18 protein-coding genes are annotated in these 19,923 nt (G+C 69.5%); 12 read left to right on the forward strand and 6 right to left on the reverse strand.

The features are described from left to right. Nucleotides 1-129 precede the first annotated feature (129 nt). From ABZT04_RS17080 to ABZT04_RS17100, 5 genes are all read left to right on the forward strand, one after another. Nucleotides 130-1,200: an ABC transporter substrate-binding protein gene (locus ABZT04_RS17080; RefSeq protein ID WP_356057179.1), complete on the forward strand. Its 1,071-nt coding sequence runs from the start codon at nucleotides 130-132 to the stop codon at nucleotides 1,198-1,200. A gap of 5 nt (nucleotides 1,201-1,205) precedes the next feature. Then, nucleotides 1,206-2,045, forward strand: coding sequence for an ABC transporter permease (locus ABZT04_RS17085; protein WP_356057181.1), 840 nt, complete (start codon nucleotides 1,206-1,208; stop codon nucleotides 2,043-2,045). Continuing rightward, on the forward strand, nucleotides 2,021-2,737 hold the full coding sequence (locus ABZT04_RS17090; RefSeq protein ID WP_356057183.1) for an ABC transporter ATP-binding protein: 717 nt from the start codon (nucleotides 2,021-2,023) through the stop codon (nucleotides 2,735-2,737). The genes ABZT04_RS17085 and ABZT04_RS17090 overlap by 25 nt, the downstream gene beginning before the upstream one ends. A 118-nt stretch (nucleotides 2,738-2,855) precedes the next feature. Continuing rightward, nucleotides 2,856-4,214 (forward strand): LLM class flavin-dependent oxidoreductase, encoded by a 1,359-nt coding sequence (locus ABZT04_RS17095; RefSeq protein WP_356057185.1) that lies wholly within the window; start codon nucleotides 2,856-2,858, stop codon nucleotides 4,212-4,214. Between the two features lie 12 nt (nucleotides 4,215-4,226). Then, complete coding sequence (locus tag ABZT04_RS17100) at nucleotides 4,227-5,132, forward strand: TauD/TfdA family dioxygenase (RefSeq protein ID WP_356057187.1); 906 nt, start codon at nucleotides 4,227-4,229, stop codon at nucleotides 5,130-5,132. 203 nt (nucleotides 5,133-5,335) lie between these two features. On the opposite strand, the gene ABZT04_RS17105 is transcribed toward ABZT04_RS17100, so the two are convergent. Continuing rightward, nucleotides 5,336-5,965: a histidine phosphatase family protein gene (locus ABZT04_RS17105; RefSeq protein WP_356057189.1), complete on the reverse strand. Its 630-nt coding sequence runs from the start codon at nucleotides 5,963-5,965 to the stop codon at nucleotides 5,336-5,338. Beyond that, nucleotides 5,962-7,398: an FGGY-family carbohydrate kinase gene (locus ABZT04_RS17110; protein ID WP_356057190.1), complete on the reverse strand. Its 1,437-nt coding sequence runs from the start codon at nucleotides 7,396-7,398 to the stop codon at nucleotides 5,962-5,964. The genes ABZT04_RS17105 and ABZT04_RS17110 overlap by 4 nt, the downstream gene beginning before the upstream one ends. A gap of 71 nt (nucleotides 7,399-7,469) precedes the next feature. On the opposite strand from ABZT04_RS17110, the gene ABZT04_RS17115 reads away from it, so the two are divergent. From ABZT04_RS17115 to ABZT04_RS17125, 3 genes are read left to right on the forward strand one after another with little or no spacing between them, the layout of a single operon-like run. Continuing rightward, nucleotides 7,470-8,513, forward strand: coding sequence for a 2-hydroxyacid dehydrogenase (locus tag ABZT04_RS17115; protein ID WP_356057192.1), 1,044 nt, complete (start codon nucleotides 7,470-7,472; stop codon nucleotides 8,511-8,513). A gap of 29 nt (nucleotides 8,514-8,542) precedes the next feature. Continuing rightward, entirely contained in the window at nucleotides 8,543-9,976 is a 1,434-nt protein-coding gene (locus ABZT04_RS17120; RefSeq protein ID WP_356057194.1) for an FGGY-family carbohydrate kinase, read from the forward strand. 55 nt (nucleotides 9,977-10,031) lie between these two features. Next, a complete protein-coding gene (locus ABZT04_RS17125; RefSeq protein WP_356057196.1) occupies nucleotides 10,032-10,235 on the forward strand; it encodes a hypothetical protein in 204 nt (67 codons plus the stop codon). Nucleotides 10,236-10,238: 3 nt separating this feature from the next. Here ABZT04_RS17125 and ABZT04_RS17130 read toward each other — a convergent pair whose 3' ends face one another. Further along, nucleotides 10,239-10,913, reverse strand: coding sequence for a DsbA family protein (locus ABZT04_RS17130; RefSeq protein ID WP_356057198.1), 675 nt, complete (start codon nucleotides 10,911-10,913; stop codon nucleotides 10,239-10,241). Nucleotides 10,914-11,050: 137 nt separating this feature from the next. Between ABZT04_RS17130 and pepN the strand changes: the two genes are divergently transcribed. Both pepN and ABZT04_RS17140 read left to right on the forward strand, forming a co-directional pair. Further along, nucleotides 11,051-13,639 carry an aminopeptidase N gene (gene pepN, locus ABZT04_RS17135; RefSeq protein WP_356057200.1) on the forward strand — a complete coding sequence of 863 codons (2,589 nt, stop codon included), beginning with the start codon at nucleotides 11,051-11,053 and terminating at the stop codon, nucleotides 13,637-13,639. 207 nt (nucleotides 13,640-13,846) lie between these two features. After that, a complete protein-coding gene (locus ABZT04_RS17140; RefSeq protein WP_356057202.1) occupies nucleotides 13,847-14,896 on the forward strand; it encodes a hypothetical protein in 1,050 nt (349 codons plus the stop codon). A 74-nt stretch (nucleotides 14,897-14,970) separates the two neighbouring features. Here ABZT04_RS17140 and ABZT04_RS17145 read toward each other — a convergent pair whose 3' ends face one another. Continuing rightward, the gene (locus ABZT04_RS17145; protein WP_356057265.1) at nucleotides 14,971-16,188 is read right to left on the reverse strand and encodes a glycosyltransferase family 4 protein; all 1,218 of its coding nucleotides are present in this window, start codon (nucleotides 16,186-16,188) and stop codon (nucleotides 14,971-14,973) included. Between the two features lie 143 nt (nucleotides 16,189-16,331). Next, the gene (locus tag ABZT04_RS17150) at nucleotides 16,332-16,742 is read right to left on the reverse strand and encodes an ATP-binding protein (RefSeq protein ID WP_356057205.1); all 411 of its coding nucleotides are present in this window, start codon (nucleotides 16,740-16,742) and stop codon (nucleotides 16,332-16,334) included. A gap of 199 nt (nucleotides 16,743-16,941) precedes the next feature. On the opposite strand from ABZT04_RS17150, the gene ABZT04_RS17155 reads away from it, so the two are divergent. Both ABZT04_RS17155 and ABZT04_RS17160 read left to right on the forward strand, forming a co-directional pair. Beyond that, nucleotides 16,942-17,820, forward strand: coding sequence for a helix-turn-helix transcriptional regulator (locus ABZT04_RS17155; protein WP_356057207.1), 879 nt, complete (start codon nucleotides 16,942-16,944; stop codon nucleotides 17,818-17,820). A gap of 4 nt (nucleotides 17,821-17,824) precedes the next feature. Continuing rightward, nucleotides 17,825-18,001 carry a DUF397 domain-containing protein gene (locus tag ABZT04_RS17160; protein ID WP_356057209.1) on the forward strand — a complete coding sequence of 59 codons (177 nt, stop codon included), beginning with the start codon at nucleotides 17,825-17,827 and terminating at the stop codon, nucleotides 17,999-18,001. Nucleotides 18,002-18,063: 62 nt separating this feature from the next. On the opposite strand, the gene ABZT04_RS17165 is transcribed toward ABZT04_RS17160, so the two are convergent. Next, entirely contained in the window at nucleotides 18,064-19,815 is a 1,752-nt protein-coding gene (locus ABZT04_RS17165; protein WP_356057211.1) for an esterase, read from the reverse strand. Nucleotides 19,816-19,923: the final 108 nt, after the last annotated feature.

A 19,923-nucleotide genomic window follows, 5' to 3' on the forward strand; every position in this document is an offset into this window, starting at 1 on the left:
TGTCGCACTTCTTGTTGCTGACACGTTGACGCGCCCCCGGGGCGCCCGACTCATCCTGCGCATTTCCCTTCTCCGGCTTTCCACGCCGTGAATTCCGCCTTTTCACCCTTTCCATCAGGGAGTTCTCCCATGCCCAATTCCCGTGCGCCCGGCGTCGACCGGCGGCTCTTCCTCACCTCCGTGCTCGGTGCCGCCGCGGGCATCGCCGGCCTCAGCGGCTGCGCCACGAGCAGTGCCGCGGCCACCAAGTCCGGGGCGGGACTGTCCGCCCCGCTCGCCGAGAAGGTGCCGTCCGGCACGAGTCTGAAGATCTCCTCGTATCTGAGCACCCAGCAACTCCAGTTCAGGCTGGCCAAGTTGCCCAAGCTGCCGTTCACCGTGTCGAGTTGGGTGAACATCGGGGCCGGTCCCGATGTCATCAACGCGTTCCGCGCCAAGTCCCTGGACCTCGCCAACAACGCGGGCATCCCGCCGATCCAGGCGCACTACCAGGGCTTCGACGCGAAGATCGTCGCGATCGACGTCACCCGCAAGCCCAACTACCTCTTCGCCACCAAGCCCGGCAGCGACATCCACTCGGTCGCCGACTTCAAGGGAAAGAAGCTGGCGTTCTCGCAGGGCCAGGCCCAAGGCGTCGTCCTGCTGCGGGCGTTGAAGCAGGCCGGGCTGAAGTACGACGAGGTGAAGCTCGTCCCGCTGACCAGCAACCAGTTCTTCACGGCCCTCCAGTCGGGACAGGTCGACATCGCCCCGCTCGCCAACAGCCAGGCACCGGCCTACCTCAAGCAGTACGAGGCGAAGGGCGCCCGCGCGATCACCACCGACGTGGTCGACCTGCTCAACCTGTTGTGGGCGCCGTCCGCCGTACTGGCCGACTCCGCGAAGGCCGCCGCGATCGCCGCGTACATCCCGCAGTGGGCGCAGGGCCAGGTCTGGCAGTACGAGAACCCGGACACCTGGAACGAGGAGTTCTACGTCAAGACGCAGAACCTGACCCTCGCTCAGGCCCAGTCGGTCACGAAGCTCGCCAACAAGCCCTTGTTCCCGCCCAGTTGGGACGAGGCCGTGAAGTGGGAGCAGGAGACCGCCGATCTGCTGGCGGAGGGCGGCTTCGTGAAGGAGTTCAAGGTCGACTCCCTCTTCGACCGGCGCTTCGAGGGCATCGCGGCGAAGTCCGTCGCGGCGGAGTACCGGAAGTGACGGCCATGACCACGACCACCGTGCCGGTGACCGCCACCGAGAACGCACTCACCGTCCCCCGCAGGCGGCGCCGCGGCCTCGCCCCCGGCAAACGGCTGCCCGCCTCCCGGATCATCGGCCCCGCGCTCTTCTTCGCCCTGTGGGCTCTCGCCTCCGCCGCCGGGCAACTGGACCCGGCCGCGATCCCGGCGCCCTGGACGGTGGTGCGGACCGCCGGCCGGCTGTGGACGGACGGCACGCTGCCCACCGACATCCTGACCTCCCTGGAGCGGGCCGCCTACGGCTTCGCCCTCGGTCTCACCGCCGGGGTCGTGCTCGCGCTGGCCGCCGGGCTGAGCCGGATCGGCGACGCGCTGATCGACGGGACCGTGCAGCTCAACCGCGCGATCCCGACGCTCGGTCTGATCCCGCTGTTCATCCTCTGGCTGGGCATCGGCGAGACCTTCAAGATCGCCATCATCGCGATCGTCGTCTACATCCCGATCTACCTCAACCTGCACTCCGCGCTGTCCGGCATCGACCACCGCTATGTCGAACTCGCCGAGGTCCAGGGCCTGTCGAGGCTCCAGTTCGTCCGTCAGATCGTCATTCCCGGCGCGCTGCCCGGCTTCTTCGTCGGCCTGCGGCTCGGGGTGACCGGCTCCTGGCTCAGCCTGGTCGTCCTGGAGCAGATCAACGCCACCAGCGGCCTCGGTTACATGATGTTCCAGGCCCAGAACTACGGCCAGTCGGACGTCATCCTGGTCGGCCTGCTGATCTACGGCGTGTTCGGTCTGGTCTCCGACAGCGCGGTCCGTCTCATCGAACGGAGGGTGCTGTCATGGCGCCGCACACTCAGCAGCTGACGGTCGCCCCCACCGTCCAACTCCGGGGTCTGACACGGTCGTTCGACGGTCGTACGGTCCTCGACGACATCGACCTCGATCTGCCCGCCGGACAGTTCACCGCCCTGCTCGGGCACAGCGGCTCCGGCAAGAGCACCCTGCTGCGGGCCATCGCGGGCCTGGACCACGAGGTGGCCGGCAGCGGCCAACTCACAGCCCCGGAGCGGGTGTCGGTGGTCTTCCAGGACTCCCGGCTGCTGCCCTGGCGCCGGGTCCTCGACAACGTACTGCTGGGGACGGACGGCAAGGAGGCGGCGGCGAAGGGCCGCGAAGCCCTCGCCGAGGTGGGCCTCGCCGGCCGCGAGCGCGCCTGGCCCAACGAACTGTCCGGCGGCGAGGCACAGCGTGCAGCCCTCGCCCGGTCCCTGGTCCGCGAGCCCGAACTCCTCCTGGCCGACGAGCCGTTCGGCGCGCTGGACGCGCTCACCCGGATCCGGATGCATGTGCTGCTGCGGGAGTTGTGGGAGCGGCATCGTCCCTCGGTGCTCCTCGTCACCCACGACGTGGATGAGGCGATCGTCCTCGCGGACCGGGTGCTTGTTCTTGAACAGGGGCGGATCGGGCTGGACCTGGACATCGATCGTGAGCGGCCGCGTGGGGAGTACCGGGAGCGGTTGCTGGCGGCGCTCGGTGTCACCTCGGACATGCGGTGACCGTGCCCCGGGGGCTCCGCCCCCAGACCCCCGATCGGCCCTGAAGGGGCCTCGTCCTCAAACGCCGGACGGGCTGAGTTGTACCGGCGAACAGAAGTACCGTCGCAAAGGACACCCCATGACCACCCGCCAACTCCACCTCAACGCCTTCCTCATGAACACCGGCCACCACGAGGCTTCTTGGCGCCTCCCGGAGAGCAACCCCTACGCCCACGTCGAGCTGGACCACTACATCCACCTCGCCCGGATCGCCGAGCGCGGCACCTTCGACTCGCTCTTCCTGGCCGACGGGCCGCAGTTGTGGAGCAACCTGGCCCAGCGCCCGGCCGGCGCGCTGGAACCGCTCACCCTGCTCACCGCGCTGGCGACGGCCACCGAGCACATCGGCCTGATCGCCACGGCGTCCACGTCCTACAACTCCCCCTACAACCTGGCCCGTAAGTTCGCCTCGCTCGACATCATCAGCGGCGGCCGGGCCGGCTGGAACATCGTCACGACCGCCGGTGCCGAGGCCGCCCGCAACTTCGGTCTGGAGCACGAGCCCGCGCACGCCGACCGGTACGCCCGCGCCGACGAGTTCGTCGAGGTGGCCCGCAAGCTCTGGGACAGTTGGGAGGACGACGCGATCGTCGCCGACAAGGCGGCCGGTGTGTGGGGCGACGACGCGAAGATCCACCCACCACGTCACCAGGGGACGTACTTCAGCGTCGCGGGCGCGCTCAACGTCCCCCGCTCTCCCCAGGGTTACCCCCTTCTCGTGCAGGCGGGTTCGAGCGAGGACGGCAAGACGTTCGCGGCCCGGCACGCGGAGGCGGTGTTCACCGCGCAGCAGACCCTCGCCGACGCACAGGCCTTCTACGCGGACCTCAAGTCCCGTACGGCGGCGGCCGGTCGGGACCCCGAGCACATCAAGGTGCTGCCCGGGATCGTCCCCGTACTCGGCTCGACGGAGGCCGAAGCCCGCGCGAACGAACGGCTCCTTGAGGACCACATCGTGTACACGCACGGCGTGGAACGGCTGGAGAGCCTGCTGCAACTGGAGCCAGGCACCCTGGAGTTGGATGCCCAACTTCCCACCGACCTTCCGCCCGAGGAGGCCATCGAGGGCGCCAAGAGCCGCTACACCCTCGTCGTCGAACTCGCCCGCCGCGACCGGCTGACCGTACGGGAGTTGATCGGTCGGCTCGGTGGCGGGCGCGGCCATCTCACCTTCGCGGGCACGCCGGAGCAGGTCGCCGACGCGATCGAGACGTGGTTCACGCAGGGGGCAGCCGACGGCTTCAACATCATGCCGGCCGTCCTGCCCTCCGGCCTCGACGCCTTCGTGGACCACGTCGTCCCCGTCCTCCGCACCCGCGGCCTGCTCCGCACGGAGTACGGCCCGCGCACGACCCTCCGGGAGCGCTACGGCCTCCCCCGCCCCGCCAACCAGTACGTCACCCCCGACCACGTCAACCCCGAACTCGCCCGAGTCTGAAGGGACTTCACCATGTCCATCGAGATCCAGAAGGTCACCGCGAACATCGGCGCCCGAGTGTCCGGGGTCGACATCAACAAGCCACTGAACGCCGAGCAGGTGGCGGCGATCCGTGAGGCCCTGAACACCCACAAGGCCCTGGTCTTCGACGACGTCCACCTCGACGACGAGGGCCAGGAGGCCTTCGCCCGCCACTTCGGGGACGTCACCACCGCCCATCCGACGGTCTCCGCCGTCGCCGGCGCCCCGAACGTGCTGCCCGTCGACAGCGAGCGCGGCCGGGCCAACCACTGGCACACCGACGTCACCTTCGTCCTCAACCCGCCCCAGGCCAGCACCCTGCGCAGCATCACGATCCCGCCGTACGGCGGCGAGACCCTGATAGCCAGCTCGGCGGCGGCCTACCGCGAACTGCCCGAACCGCTGCGCGCCCTGGCAGACACCCTCTGGGCGGAACACACCAACGACTACGACTACGCCGTACCGGACGAGCAGATCGACGACGAAAAGGCCGCGCAGCGCGCGCAGTTCACGTCCATCAAGTTCCGAACGGTCCACCCGGTCGTCCGCGTCCACCCGCTGACCGGTGAACGCGGCCTGTTCATCGGCGGGTTCGCGCAGCGGATCGTGGGCCTCTCGACGGTCGAGTCCCGCAAGCTCCTGGACCTCCTCCAGGCGTACGTCACCCGCCCCGAGAACATCCTGCGCCACCGCTGGTCCCCGAACCAGCTCGTCCTGTTCGACAACCGCATCACCCAGCACTACGCCATCGACAACTACGACGACCAGCCGCGCCGCCTCAACCGCGTGACCGTCGCCGGTGACGTCCCGGTCGGCATCGAGGGCAAGGAGAGCTACTCGATCGAGGGCGACGCGTCGCACTACACGTCGGTGGCGGAGGTGGCGGAAGCCGCTTAGCCCACACCCCCACGAAAAGCCCCCGCGGTGCACCTGCGGGGGCTTTTTGTTGCTAGCGTGCAGTTGCAAGCTATTTGCAATAAGTTTCCGAGGGGGCCGGCGGTCGTCAAAACGTCCTGCCTCGTGATCGTCTTCTCACCTTTCACGGAGGCAGGCGGATGGACGGAGGACCCCAGCGAGGACGTGACTCGCGGGGGTCTCTCTCACTCCCCCTCCCCACAGGGCACGTTGAGTGACATCAGGGCGAACGCCCCTTCCCGCACCCGGACTTCACTCACCGCAGCGTTCCGCAGTCGCGGAAACACCCGCCGGTACTCACTCAGCGGAATCGACAGCAACCGGCACAGCACCAGCCGTAGCAGGGTGTTGTGGGCGACGACCAGGACGCGTCGGCCGGGGTGGGCGGTGGCGATGCGGTGCAGGGCGGCTGCACCGCGGGCGGCCGCCGCTGTCGGGTCCTCGGCCTCCGGGAACGGATGAGCCACCGGGTCGGAGCGGAAGGCCTCCGCCGCGCCCGGGTTCTCCGCCTCGAACTCCGCGAGGGTGCGGCCCTCCACTACCCCGAAGTCGCATTCGGTCAGGGCGGGTTCGGTGTGTGGGGTGAGGTGCAGGGCGCGGGCGGTGGGGGCTGCTGTGCGGACGGCTCGGGACAGGGGGGAGGTCCAGATCGCGTCGACCGGGTGTGCGGCGGCCCAGCGGCCCAGGGCTTCCGCCTGGGCGACGCCCGTGTCCGTGAGGGCCACGTCGCTGATGCCGGCGTAGCGGTTCTCGGCGTGCCAGACGGTCTGGCCGTGGCGGGCCAGGAGAAGAGTGGTGGCGGTGGTGGTGCTCATGGGGCGTCAGTATCCAGGTTCAGGCGGGTGCGGGCGTGTGCCGCGACCGGTGTCGGCAGCCAGCCGCGTGACTCCAGTTCGGTCACGAGGCGGGCGTACGGGTCGGTGAAGAGGGCTGTGCGGGCGGGTCGTGGTTCGACGACCATGCGGATGCGGACCATGTTCTCGGCGGCCTCGGCGAGAGGCAGTCCGGTCGTCCCGTGGGCCGCCAACACCGCCATTCCCAAGGCCGGTTCGATCTGTTCCGGCACCCGGGCCGGGCGGCCGAGGACATCGGCGCGGAGCTGGTTCCAGTACGCGCTGCGGGCCGCGCCGCCCGTGAAGGTGAGCGGGCCGTCTATCCCGGCGCCCAGGTGGTGGAGGTAGTCCAGGCACAGGCGCTCGGTGAACGCCACGCCCTGGAGTACCGCCGCCCAGCGGTCCGCCTCGCAGGACGGTGTGCCGAGGGTGAAGGCGGTGGCGTCCGGGGCCAGGAAGGGGAAGCGTTCGCCGGGTGAGGTGAGGGGGTAGGTGAGAGCGCCGGACGGCTCGAACGCGGCCGCCCGCAGGTCCATCGACGCCGGGTCGACCCCCGTCGGCAGCGCGCCCGCACCCACGCTCGATGCCCCGCCCGGCAGCCAACTTCCGTCCGGTGCACGGTGGTTGTAGACCACCCCGGCGTCATCCCGGACGGGCTTCGCGGAGGCACCCTTGAGGACCAGCGTGGTGCCGAGCACCGAGTTCCACGCGCCGAAGCGCAGCGCCCCCGAGGCGATCTGCGCGGCGCAGCCGTCCGTCATACCCGCGATGACAGGGGTACCGGCGGGAATGCCGGTCGCTTCGGCGGCCGTTCGGCAGACCTCACCCAGACGGGTCCCGGGCCGTACGACGTCCGGCAACACCGCGTCCAGCTCGGCCAGTGGGGGCGGCCACGCCTCGGCCTCCGGGTCGTAGCCCGTCTTGAGCGCGTGGCTGGAGTCGGTCGGCACCACCCCGCCCGTCAATCGAGCCGTAACGACGTCGGGTTGGTGGGTGACCCGCCCCCGTCCGTACGCCTCCCGCAGCCACAGCGCCTTCGGCAGTGCCCAGCTCGTCTGCATCCCCACGCGAGCCGCCTCCGCCACAGCGCGGCCGTCGTCGTACATCAACCCTGGTGTGAGCGGTTGGCCTTGAGGATCCGTCAGAAGTACGGTCCCGGAGGTACCGCAGACCGCGAGCCCGGCGATCCGAGCACCTGGCGGCTCCCGCCCCGCCAGCGCCGCCCGTGACGCTCTGCACACCGCCTCCCACCACTCCCCCGGGTCCTGTTCGTGCCGTACGCCGTCCCGGTGACCGGCGAGCGGGGCGGCACCCGCACCGAGGACCGTGCCGTCGGCCGTGACCAGCAGCGCGCGGACGCTCTGCGTGCCCAGGTCGATCCCAAGCCATGCCTCGCCCGCACCCTCGAACATCATCCGGACCTCCCACAGGGGTTACGCATTCGGCATTCCCCGTTCATCGTGGCAAAGAGGGAGGGAGCCCCACGATGACCGAGACCCTGCGTGTCGTCGCCGCCGGTGACCATTTCGTCCTGCCGTCGCTGATCACGTCCGCGATTTCCGAGGAGTTGCGCGAACACCCTTTCACCACCACCGAGTTGACGCTCGGCTGGCCGTTGGAGCCCTTCGGGAGCGTCGCCGAGGTCGAAGAGGCCGGCGACGCCGAGGACGAGGTGATCGACGCCCTGCGCGCCGGTGGCGGCGCCCAGGTGCTCGTCACCCAGATGGGGCCGGTCACTGAGCGCGTGCTGGACGCCTGTCCGGAGCTACGGCTGGTCGTCGTGTGCCGGGGCGGGCCCGTCAACGTCAACCTGGACGCGGCGAAGTCCCACGACGTACGGGTGTGCTTCGCACCCGGCCGCAATGCCGCCGCGACCGCCGAGTTCACCGTCGGCCTGATGCTGGCGGCGCTGCGCCGTATCCCGCAGGCGCACCAACTCCTCGCGGGGCAGGGCAGTTGGGAGGACGGCGCTGCCTACTACACCTATGAGCGGAGCGGGTTGGAGCTGGAGGACCTGCCGGTCGGGTTGGTCGGGTACGGCGCGGTCGGCAGCCGGGTGGCCAGGGCGCTGTGCGCGTTCGGGGCGCGCGTGATGGTGTACGACCCTTATGTGCACGGCGAGATCCACGGACTGCGCGTCCCGTCGCTGGACGAACTCCTCCGGCGTTCCCAAGTCATCACACTGCACGCCCGGTTGACGCCCGAGACACGCGGCCTGATCGGTGCGCGCGAGCTGGCGTTGCTGCGGCCCGGCGCGGTGGTGGTGAATGTGGCGCGCGGTCCGTTGCTGGACGAGGACGCGTTGTGCGACGCGCTGGAGAGCGGGCAGGTGTCGGCGGCCGCCCTCGACACGTATGCGCGCGAGCCGTTGCCCACCGGTTCACGGCTGTTCGGGTTCCCCGACCGGGTTGTACTGACTCCCCATCTGGGTGGTGCCTCCAGGGCCGTAGCGGAGAAGGCGGCGCGGATCGCGGCGGCGGAGGTGGGGCGTTGGACACGTGGGCAACCGCTGGCACACAGCCTGACCTGAGCAGTGTCACCAACTCCGAGGAGGTTGTTGTGTACGTGGGAATCGACGTAGGCACATCCACGGTGAAGGCCGCCGCCTTCGACACCACAGGCCGTCAACTCGCCGTATTCGCAAGGCCCGTGGAGTTGTCGATGCACGGCGGGTTCGTCGAGCAGGACATGGACGAGGTCTACGGCGCGGTGGTCGCCGTGCTCAGCGAACTCACCGCAGAGGTTGACGGCCCGATCGAGCTGGCCGGGCTCACCGGGCAGGGCGACGGGGTGTGGCTGGTGGACGCGGAGGGGCGGCCGGTGCGGGCGGCGGCGTCCTGGATGGACGGGCGGGCGCATGAACTGCTGGACCAGTGGCTGGCGGACGGGACGTTCGAGACGGTGTTCCGGCGGACGGGGAGCGCGATGTTCCCGGGGTGTCCCGGCCCGCTGCTGGCCTGGCTCGCGGCGTACGAGCCCAAGTCGCTGGACGCGGCCGCGCACGCCCTGTACTGCAAGGACATGGTGTTCCAGCGGCTGACGGGCGCGCCCGCCACCACCGACGTGTCGGACGCGTCGATGCCGTTCCTCGACCCCCGGACGCGGTCGTACGACAACGGTGTCGTCGAACTTCTCGGTCTGACCCGGCGCCGGAGGCTGCTGGCCCCGGTCAGCGACCCCGTCGCGACGGCCGAGACACTCGGCGAGGGGGGCCTGCCCGCAGGCACCCGCATCGCGAACGGGCCGTACGACCTGCCCGCCTGCGCGCTCGGCGCGGGTGTGACGGAGCCCGGGGACGGGCTGCTCATCGTCGGGACCTGTCTGGCCAGCCTGGTCGCGACCACCGAGCTGGACCTGACCGGTGAGCCGGCCGGCCTGTACATCTCCCTCGACCGGCCGGGGCACTGGCTGCGTGCCATGCCCGCGATGGTCGGTACGGCGGCCCTGGACTGGGTGCTGTCGACGACGGGCGTCCGGCACGAGGAGGTGGACGGGCTCCTCGCGGCGACCCCGCCCGGCGCGAATGGCGTACGCGTGCTCCCGTATTTCGCGCCCTCCGGCGAACGCGCGCCCTTCGTCGAGCCCCGCCTCCGCGCCGAACTGACCGGCGTCTCCCTGGAGTCGACCCCCGCCGATCTGATCCGCGCGACCTGCGAGGGCATCGGGTACGCGGCCCGGCACTGTCTGGAGGCGGCGGGGCTGACGGGTTCCCTCGCGGTGTGCGGCGGCGGGACGCGCAGCCCCGCCTGGATGCGGCTTCTCGCGGATGTCCTGGGCCGGCCGCTGCGGGTCGTGGAGGGCGAGGTGGGGGCGCGGGGTGCGGTGCTCGCGGCGGCCGAGCGGTACGGGGTCCCGCTCGACACGGCCGCCTGGACCCGGCCGACGGAGGTCGTCGAGCCGGACCCGGGGCGGGCCGCGTACTACGCCAAGGGGTACGCCGACCATCTCGCGCGGCTGGCGACGGCGCGGGGACGTGAGCGCGGCGGGGTCTGATCTCGGGCTGCGGTACTGCCCCGGGGGCGCTTACGCTCTCGCGTGGAGGTTCGACATGGTGCACAAGTGGTGTCCCGGCTGCCGTGGGCCGCTGCGGGAGTTCCGTGATCTGGACGACAAGGAGAAGGTGTACGTCCGGGGGCAGAAGCCGGACTTCGCCCCCGAGGCGTACATACGGTGTGCCGTCCCGGGGTGCCGCCGTTTTCAGCGGCACCTGAACTGGCAGGACGGCGGCTTCTTCCCCAAGCCGGACGAGTAGTCCCTACAGGTTGCTGAAGTCCGGGCCCTTGGACCGCGACCGCTTGAGCTCGTAGAAGCCGGGGACCGAGGCCACCGCGATCGTGCCGTCCCAGAGGCGGGCCGCCTCCTCGCCCTTGGGGGCGGGGGTGACGACCGGGCCGAAGAAGGCGATCTGCTCGCCGTCGGGGCCGGGGACGGCGATGACGGGGGTGCCGACGTCCTGCCCGACCTTCTCGATGCCCTCCTTGTGGGAGGCACGCAGCTCGGTGTCGTAGGTGTCCTTCTCGGCGTAGTCGATCAGCTCGGCCGGCAGGCCCGCGTCCGCCAGGCCGGCGGCGATGGACTCGTTGGTCACGCCCATGCCCTCGTTGTGGATGCGGGTGCCGAGCGCGGTGTACAGCTTGCCGACGACGTCGTTGCCGTACAGCTGCTGGGCGGCGATCGCGATACGGACCGGGCCCCAGGACTTGCCGCCGGGGCGCATGTTCTCGGCGTACTGCTCGGGGAGCTCGTCGAGACGGTCCTCGTTCAGCACGGCGAGGCTCATCACATGCCAGCGGACCTCGATGTCCCGGACCTTCTCCACTTCCAGCACCCAGCGCGAGGTCATCCAGGCCCAGGGGCACAGCGGGTCGAACCAGAAGTCGACGGGGGTCTTCGCGGAGCCGGTCGAGGAGGTGGTCGCGGTCTCGGACATGTCTCTCCTAGGGAATACGCCTGTTTCCCGGGGCAACACCAGACCGCCCCGTCCCCATTCCCGATGCCCGGCGACAGGTGTGCATGGCAGGATCACCCCTGTCCACATATCGAACACCTGCCGAGGGAGTACCGCCCGTGCCCGGTGAGAATCTGTCCCGCGACGAGGCCCGGGAGCGGGCCGCCCTGCTGTCCGTCGACGGGTACGACGTGTCCCTCGACCTGCGCTCGGCGGTGGGTGACGACGCCGGAGAGGGGCAGGGGCCGCGGACCTTCCGGTCCGTGACCACCATCCGCTTCCGCTGCGCCGAGCCGGGCGCGGCGAGCTTCGCGGACCTGATCGCACCGGGCGTCACCGCCGTCTCGCTCAACGGCAGGGACCTGGACCCGGGCGCGGTCTTCGACGGCTCCCGGATCCAACTGGAGGACCTGGCCGCCGAGAACGAGCTGATCGTCGACGCGCGGTGCGCGTACTCCCGTACCGGCGAGGGCATGCACCGCTTCGTCGACCCCGAGGACGGCGAGACCTACCTCTACACCCAGTACGAGCCGGCCGACTCGCGGCGCGTCTTCGCCAACTTCGAGCAGCCGGACCTCAAGGCGCCGTTCCGCTTCGAGGTGCGGGCGCCCGAGGGCTGGACGGTGTGGAGCAACGGCGTCGGTGAACTCACGGACGGCGTATGGAAGTTCGCGGAGACGAAGCCGATCTCGACGTACATCACGGCGTTCCTGGCGGGCCCGTACCACTACGTCACGGACTCCTACTCCCGTACCTTCGACGACGGTACGACGCTGGAGATCCCGCTCGGCGCGATGTGCCGCAAGGGGCTGGCGCCGCACTTCGACTCCGACGACGTCTTCCTGATCACCAAGCAGGGGCTGGACTTCTTCCACGACCACTTCGACTACCCGTACCCGTTCGGGAAGTACGACCAGGCGTTCGTGCCGGAGTACAACCTCGGGGCGATGGAGAACCCGGGGCTCGTCACCTTCCGCGAGGAGTTCATCTTCCGGGGGAAGGTGACGCGGGCGTCGTACGAGGGCCGGGCCAACGTCATCCTGCACGAGATGGCGCACATGTGGTTCGGCGACCTCGTCACCATGGAGTGGTGGGACGACCTGTGGCTGAAGGAGTCGTTCGCCGACTTCATGGGCACGTTCGCGAACGTCGGCGCGACCCGCTTCACCGATGCCTGGATCACCTTCGCCAACCGCCGCAAGGCGTGGGCCTATCGCGCGGACCAGTTGCCCTCCACGCATCCGATCACCGCCGACATCCGCGACCTCCAGGACGCGAAGCTCAACTTCGACGGCATCACGTACGCCAAGGGGGCTTCCGTACTGAAGCAGTTGGTGGCGTACGTCGGCCAGGACGCGTTCCTGGAGGGCGCGCGCCGCTATTTCAAGCGGAACGCGTACGGCAACACGCGCCTCGATGATCTGCTGTCGGTGCTGGAGGAGACGAGCGGCCGGGACATGGCGTCCTGGGCGCGGTCGTGGTTGCAGACGGCCGGGGTCAACTCCCTCACCCCGCAAGTGGTGTTGGACGTGGAGAGCGGCCGTATCGCCGAGCTGACGGTGCTTCAGGACGCCGCCGAGTCGCACCCCGAACTCCGCCCGCACCGGGTCGTGGTGGGCCTCTACCGCATGGAGAACGACCGTCTCGTGCGGTACGAGCGGGCCGAGGTCGACGTCGACGGTCCGCGCACGGTCGTGGTGGAACTGGCCGGTGCGGACGCCCCGGAGCTGATCCTCGTCAACGACGAGGACCTCACGTACGCCAAGACCCGCTTCGACACGACGTCCCTCGTCACCTTGCGCAACCACCTCGGCGCGCTCACCGACCCGATGGCCCGTGCCCTGTGCTGGTCGGCGCTGTGGAACATGACGCGGGACGCGTTGCTGCTCGCGCCGGACTTCATCGATCTGGTGATGCGGTTCGGGCGCCGGGAGACGGACATCGGTGTGCTCCAGATGCTGCACGGCTGGGCGAACTCGGCGCTGGTCAACTACTCGCCGCCGTGGTGGCGGGAGACCGGCGCGAAGCTGCTGGCGCACATCGCGCTGCGGGATCTGCGGGACGCCGAGCCGGGCAGTGAGCAGCAGTTGGCGTGGGCGCGTTTCTACGCGTCGGTGGCGTTGGCGCCGGACGAACTGGCGCTGCTCCAGGGCCTGTTGGACGGTACGGAGAAGATCGAGGGCCTGGCCGTCGACCAGGAGCTGCGCTGGGCGTTCCTGGAGCCGCTGGTCGCGCACGGCGCGGCGGACGAGTCCGCGGTGGCCGCCGAACTCGCCCGCGACGACACCGCGTCCGGCAAGCGCCACCAGGTCCGCTGTCTCGCCGCGCGTCCCTCGGCGGCCGTGAAGGCGCAGGCGTGGGCGCAGGTCGTCGAGTCGGACTCCCTGTCCAACGCTCTCGTCGAGGCCACCATCGCGGGGTTCGCGCAGCCCTCGCAGCGGGAGCTGCTCGCGCCGTACACGGAGAAGTACTTCGCGGCGATCGAGCGGGTGTGGGAAAAGCGGACGATCCAGATCGGCATGGACGTGGTGCGGGGCCTGTTCCCGGCGCACCCGACCGCCGAGGACGGGCAGGCGACGCTGGACGCGACGGATGCGTGGCTGACCGCGCACGAGGGGGCCGCGCCGGCGCTGCGGCGGCTGGTGCTGGAGGCACGGGACGATCTGGCGCGGGCGCTGCGGGCGCAGGCGGTCGCCGTCAGGGACTGATCCTTTGGCCTGTGATTGGCCTCTGTGTGACCGTTACTGAATACAGGTAATCGCAGCCGTAACCCCTGGTGCCACCCATCTGGACCAGGGGTTTTCAGCGCCTACTCGGCACCCGAACGCCTGTCCTTTAGTACCGCGTTGTCTGTATTTGTCGACGGGTGTGTAACAGCGGTTAGGGACCGGATCCGGCGCGGGAAACCCCGGTTCATGAACCACAACACCCCGCTCTCCCCCCGCCCCCTCAGCCACCTCTCCGAGGTGCACCGCCGCGTCCTGACGACGGTTCAGCTCCGGTCGCACGGCGTCCCGGCCGCCGAGGTGAACGAGCAGTGCCGCCCCGGCGGCCCCTGGCAGCAGTTCCTCCCCGGCATCGTCCTGCTGCACCCCGGCCCGCCCACCGGCGAGGAGCGGCTGCACGCGGTGCTGCTGTACGCGGCGCGGGAGCGGACGACCGGGGTCCCGGTCCAGCCCGGCGCGGAGGAACCGCACCGCCCGACGTACGCCGAGACGATGGTCACCGGCCTCGCCGCCCTCACCCTGCACGGCTTCGCCTCGGCCCCGCCGCTGCCGTCCCTGGACCGCATCGACGTCCTGGTCCCCCGGCTGCGCAGGCTGCGCTCGACGGGCTGCGCCCGCATCGTCCGCACCCCGGCGCTCCCCACCCCGCAGCAGGTGCAGGGCGTCCCGGTCGCCCCGGTGCCGCGCGCCCTCGCGGACGCGGTGGCCGAACTGTCCGACGCGAACGCGGTCCGCGTGCTGCTCACCGAGGCGGTACGCGGCGGCCACTGCGAACCGGCCGCGGTGGTACGGGAGTTGAACAACGCCAAGCTGCTCAGCCGCCCGCACGTGGTGGACGCGGTGGACTCGCTGCTGGCCGAGGGCCGCGCGATCGCCGAGGACCGCCTCTACCGGATGGTGAGCGAGTACGGCCTCCCCGACCCGGTGTGGAACGTGGATCTCCGGCTGCCCGGCGGCCCCCAACTTGGCGGCCTGGACGCGTACTGGCCGGAACAGGCCGTCGCGGTGGAACTCGACACCCGCGCGCCCCGTCAAGGCCATCGGCAGGACGACGACGCCCTGTGGTCGGAGTACGCACGCAAGCGCGAGCACCTGGAACGGCTCGGCATCACGGTCGTCCACATCACGCCGAAGAAGCTGCGTGACGCGATGGATCAGCAGGCGGCGGTGGTCCGTACGGCGCTGATGGCGTCCAGCGACCGCGATCCCGCCGCGTATGTCGTGGTGCTGCCCCGGTAGTGACGGACCGGGACCGCATCAGGAGGGGAGAGGAGGGGCCACCGGTCGGACCGATGGCCCCTCCTCATGCGTGTCTACAGGGGTTCGGGCAGCGGAGGAGGAGTGGCCGTGGTGGTCGAGTGCCCAGCGTGGAGGCCGTCGATGAGGGCGGCGTACGAGGCGATCATGCGCGTACGGCTGAAGCGTTCACGGCTGCGGGCATGCGCCCGGGCGAACTCCGTACGACCTACGACCGCCTCGGTCCAGGCGGACGCGATGGCGTCCGGGTCGGAGGGCGTGATGATGCCGTGCCCGGCGACGATGGAGGCGCTGTCGCCGACATCGGTGGCGACGGGTACGGCCCCGCACATCATGCCCTCGATCAGGCACAGGGGCGCGGCCTCGCCGAAGGACGAGGTCAGCGCGACGACGTCGGACCCGGCGTAGACGGTCTCCATGTCACGCCGCACGCCGAGGAGATGGAGCCGGTCGGCGAGATCGGCTCGCTCGTCCCCGAAGGCGTCGTCGATGTCGGCGGAGAGGGCGGGCTGGTCGTCGGCGGTCATGCCCGTGCCGCACATCAGCACATGACCGGCCGGTTCACGCCGTAGCCATGCACGGGCGGCGCGGAGGAAGAGCGGGATGTTCTTCATCGCGGCGTAGCGGGCGGCGAACACCACGACGGGGGCGGTGTCCGGGATGCCGAGGGACGCGCGGAACGCGAGCCGCCGGGCCGGGTCGGGCCGGAAGCGCAGCAGATCGACACCGTTGGGGATGACGTGGAGGACCTCGGACGGGATGCCGGCGGCCTGGTAGGCATCGCGGGTGGACTCCGCGCAGCAGACACAGGCGACGACCTTGCCGTCCGCGATGGCGGTCTTCAGCTCGTCGAGGGCGGCGCCCTGGTGTTCGGGGTCCGAGCGGTGCAGGGTCACGACGACCGGGCGGCGGGGCAGACCCGCCTGGTTCAGCAGGGAGAGCGGCTGCTCCTTGAGCGACAGGACGACATCGGCGCCGGCCAGGGCGCGGGCCGCGTCGGCCAGCTCGGGTCCGGTGAAGCCGTCGCTGACGGTGCCGTCGGGATCCCGGTCGCCGCCGAAGCTGCGGCCGAGGGTGGAGACACCGACGCCGGCCGCGGTCAGTCGCTGATAGCAGGCGTCGTTCTCCATGGCCTGCCGGGTCGCTTCTCGATGTACTTCGCCGTGGATGCTCAGCACCGAATGATGCTGGCCGCCCTCCACGAGTCCCATGATGACGTCGCTGTGGACGATTCGGGCTCCCCCGGAGAAGAAGCCTTCGTAGACCGACAGCACGTGCAGTTCGTGTCTCGCGCGCACACGACCACCCGCCTTGCGTATGAATCGAGCCATCCCCGTGAACAGCGGGTTAGCCGTTATGAGGCGGCACGGACATTTCGTACGAATGAACTCGGTGTCTCGTGTCTGAGTCCGGTTGGTTATCCGCGGGTCAATTGGAACGAGCCGCAGGCCAGGCGGGCGCGGACGGTCTTGCCGAGGTCGTCGCGGAGGAACCAGTCGAGTGAGGCGGCGACTCCGGAGACGATGAGGAGACCCCGGCCGCCTTCCGCTTCGTCGGACTCGGGGCGGATCACGGGGAGGGTTCGGACGGGGTCCGAGACGTCAATCGTCAGCTCGTTTTTCTCTTCTTCGTCTACGGCCATCCGCAGCCACAGCTCGTGCCCGGGGAGCCGGCCGTGTCGGACGGCGTTGGCGACCAGCTCGGAGGTGACCAGGACTGCGTCCTCGATGTCGCCGGGCCAGTTCCAGAGGGTGAGGTGGCGGCGGGTGTGGAGGCGGGCGAGGCGGACGCTGGGGGTGGTCAGCGGGTAGCTGGTGGACCAGTGCATGGCTGCCTTCCAAGTAGGGGGTTGCACCAGCGTGTTCGTCCCGCACCCGGAGCTGCAATCGAACTACCGCTGAAAATTCAGTAGTTCAGAAAGTGGACTATGCCCGAATCTGCACAAGCGGCTGCGCGGGCCGCTCACGGGATGTAACACTCCGCACACGACGGCAAGCACAAGGTGCTGGAGCACAAGGGCGGTACGCATGGCTACGAAACGCGGGCGCACGGCACAACGGCTGGAACTCGGCCTGCAACTGCGTCAGTTACGGGAGAACTGCGAGACGGAGACCGGAACGGGAATGACTCGTCGGCATGCCGTCCAGGGCCTGCGGATCTCCGAGCCGTCCCTGCAACGCATCGAGACGGGCTCCCTCAACTTCCGCAATGTGGGCGACCTACGGAAGCTGCTCACCAAGTACGGAGTCCACGACGAGGAGGTCATCGATTCGCTGATCAGCCTCAACCGGGAGTCCGGCCAACAGGATTGGCTCACTCAGCACCGGGGCCGGATGCCCGCGGGAATGCCGGCGTTCGTCGGGCTGGAGCCGGAGGCCCAGTCCATGAAGGCGTACCACCCGACGCTGGTGTACGGCCTGCTCCAGACCGAGCGATATGCGCGCGCTCTGCACGAGGTACAGAAGCCGATCGAGGAGACCACGACCGAAGTCATCCGCAGTAGCGTGGCAGTTCGGATGGAACGCCAGGAGGTGCTGACCCGAGAAGCCCCGGTCAGGCTGCACGTCATCCTCGGAGAGGCCGCCCTGCGGTACCCGGTCGGAGGTGCCGAAGTGATGCACGAACAGTACGCACGGCTGGGGACGTTGTCGTCATGGGACCACGTCACCATCCAGGTTCTGCCGTACCGCTGGAGTTACCGGGCCACCCATGACTTCGCGATCCTCGACTTCGGCAACGAGTTCCCGCCACGCGTCCAGATCGACAACGCTTGGGGAGCCCTCTCGACGTCGGACAAGCCCCGTGAAGTAGACCTCTTCACACGCCGGTTCGAAGCCATGACAGCATCAGCGCTACCCCCTGAGGACACGTCCGATTTCCTGCACCGACTGCAACGAGAGCTGTAACTCCATGACCCCCGAACTCACCTGGTTCAAGTCGTCCTACAGCGACGGCACAGGCAACAACTGCGTCGAAGCCGCCCTCCCCGCCCCCGGGGAAATCGCCATCCGCGACTCCAAGAACCCCACCGGCCCCGCGCTGCACCTCCCCGCCTCCGCCTGGGCACCGTTCCTCGCGCACCTCTGACAACGAACCGGGCGCCCGACCGAAACCGCTCGGTCAGGCGCCCGGAGTGTCCCAAGCAACGGCTACTTGACGATGGTCTCCACCCAGCTGATGAAGTTCGTCGTCGAGTCGCCCGTGCGCTCGGCCATGGTGTGCGCCATGGCCCAGACCGTGGCGAAGTCGACGGAGTCGACGCCGTAGTTCTCCAGGGCCAACTGGAGGTTGATCTCCGTGGTGTTGGCCGTGTCGCCCTGCATGATGCCCGTGCGGATGCGCCAGTGGCGGGCGACCGTGGAGCGCCGGTAGCCGCCGAGGGTGGGGGCGAGGAAGTACAGCGGGTTGTAGGCGTTGCCCCGCCAGATCATGTCCTTGCCGACGGTGTCCTTCTGCGCGAAGTCGCTGTCGTACGACGCGGAGCCGTAGTCGGTGTTCCAGTCGGAGAACGTCGCGTACTTCGACTCGTTCGCGCGGACGACGTCCCGCGTGAGCGGGGCGAAGTGGGACGGGTCGTTGAGCGCCATCGCGAAGACGCTGTTCTCGCCCTGGCCGCGGGAGTAGCCGTCGAACGCGCCGACCGGCTTGTTCGCGTTCTTCTGGCTGTCGACGAAGCCTTCGAGGCCGGACACCGTGGCGGTGTTGGTCGTGGCGTCGTAAGTGACCCACGTGCTGCTGGTGTTGAGGTAGGCGATGTAGTCCTCGACCGTCGCGTACGTGGTCGAGGTTCCCGTCTGGCCCGATCCGGGCGGGCCGCCCTGCGTGGTGATGGTGTACGGGAAGGTGTTGTCGGAGAGGAAGTTGTTCAGCGAGGTGGTGATCACCTTGATGAGGTGGTCGTAGTAACTGCCCGCCAGGTAGGTGCCGTCGCTGGAATCGGCGAGTTGAAGGCGCTTGCCGTGCTCGTCGCGCAGGCCGAGGCGGTTGAGGTACTTCGGCCAGGCCTTCGCGAGGTCCGCCGAGTAGGCGCTGGTCCACGTGGTGGACGCGCGGGTGCCGGTGGAGGCGAACTGGCCCATGTTCCACTCGTAGGAGAGGTTGGCCTCGGCGAGGTTGGTGATCGGGCACCAGGCCATGACGCCGGCGACCGCGTCGCTGAGGGGGCGCCCATGGGCGTCCTCCATCGCCGCGCCGAGGGAGCGCAGGTACGGGTAGTAGAGGGGGCTGTCGCCGGATGAACCGCCCACGCTGGCCTGGGCGCCGCCGCCGCTCATGCCGAACAGGACGATGTCGTCCGTGCTGCCGGGCAGGAGGCTCTTGTTGTACCGGAGGAACCGGATCGCGGCCTTGAGGTCGGTCACGGCCCAGGGGGCGGCGTCGTTGCGGGTGCTGGTCGAGCTGTCCTTGCCGCGCAGGCCGGGCCACACGTAGATCTGCCCGGCCTTCAGGTACTGCGAGACGCTGGTGTAGCTGTAGGACGTGGCCGGCTTCTGCGCGGCGTAGCCGGGGGTGTTGACCGGTATCACGATGGGCGCCGTGCGGCCCGAGTAGGCGCCGACGGTGCCCTTCGGGTTGGGCTTCGCGGTGTACGTCGTACCGTCGCTGTTCTTGGTCGCCGTCAGGTAGGCGCCCGGAACGTAGATCGACAGGTTCTCGTAGTCCGTGGCGGCCGGGTTCGTGACGAACACCTTGCCGATCTGGTAGTACACGTCGTTCGTCGCGTCGTACGACCAGGCGGTGGGATCGAACTCCAGCGAGTACGCCGAGGCCGTGCTCGACGAGCTGCTCGACGACGAGGTGGCGGCGAATGCCGTGCCGGTCGCGCCCTCGGCGGTTCCGAACGCGACCAGCGCGGCGGCGCCCGTAGCGGTCCGGAGAACGGTCCTACGGTTGATCTCCACCTGTGGGCCTCCTTGTGCGGGAAGTTACTGACGAGTCCCAGACTGTAGGGCGGTAGCCTGAGGCGGAGCCACAGATTGTTAACAATTTTGATGATTATTTCGTGAGAG

It is taken from the genome of Streptomyces sp. NPDC005492 (assembly GCF_040605995.1).
Lineage (GTDB): Bacteria > Actinomycetota > Actinomycetes > Streptomycetales > Streptomycetaceae > Streptomyces.

Coding starts and splice junctions, on each gene's coding strand:
- ABZT04_RS17080 (WP_356057179.1), top strand. CDS start 130: ATGCCCAATTCCCGTGCGCCCGGCGTCGACCGGCGGCTCTTCCTCACC.
- ABZT04_RS17085 (WP_356057181.1), top strand. CDS start 1,206: ATGACCACGACCACCGTGCCGGTGACCGCCACCGAGAACGCACTCACC.
- ABZT04_RS17090 (WP_356057183.1), top strand. CDS start 2,021: ATGGCGCCGCACACTCAGCAGCTGACGGTCGCCCCCACCGTCCAACTC.
- ABZT04_RS17095 (WP_356057185.1), top strand. CDS start 2,856: ATGACCACCCGCCAACTCCACCTCAACGCCTTCCTCATGAACACCGGC.
- ABZT04_RS17100 (WP_356057187.1), top strand. CDS start 4,227: ATGTCCATCGAGATCCAGAAGGTCACCGCGAACATCGGCGCCCGAGTG.
- ABZT04_RS17105 (WP_356057189.1), bottom strand. CDS start 5,965: ATGAGCACCACCACCGCCACCACTCTTCTCCTGGCCCGCCACGGCCAG.
- ABZT04_RS17110 (WP_356057190.1), bottom strand. CDS start 7,398: ATGATGTTCGAGGGTGCGGGCGAGGCATGGCTTGGGATCGACCTGGGC.
- ABZT04_RS17115 (WP_356057192.1), top strand. CDS start 7,470: ATGACCGAGACCCTGCGTGTCGTCGCCGCCGGTGACCATTTCGTCCTG.
- ABZT04_RS17125 (WP_356057196.1), top strand. CDS start 10,032: ATGGTGCACAAGTGGTGTCCCGGCTGCCGTGGGCCGCTGCGGGAGTTC.
- ABZT04_RS17130 (WP_356057198.1), bottom strand. CDS start 10,913: ATGTCCGAGACCGCGACCACCTCCTCGACCGGCTCCGCGAAGACCCCC.
- ABZT04_RS17140 (WP_356057202.1), top strand. CDS start 13,847: ATGAACCACAACACCCCGCTCTCCCCCCGCCCCCTCAGCCACCTCTCC.
- ABZT04_RS17150 (WP_356057205.1), bottom strand. CDS start 16,742: ATGCACTGGTCCACCAGCTACCCGCTGACCACCCCCAGCGTCCGCCTC.
- ABZT04_RS17155 (WP_356057207.1), top strand. CDS start 16,942: ATGGCTACGAAACGCGGGCGCACGGCACAACGGCTGGAACTCGGCCTG.
- ABZT04_RS17160 (WP_356057209.1), top strand. CDS start 17,825: ATGACCCCCGAACTCACCTGGTTCAAGTCGTCCTACAGCGACGGCACA.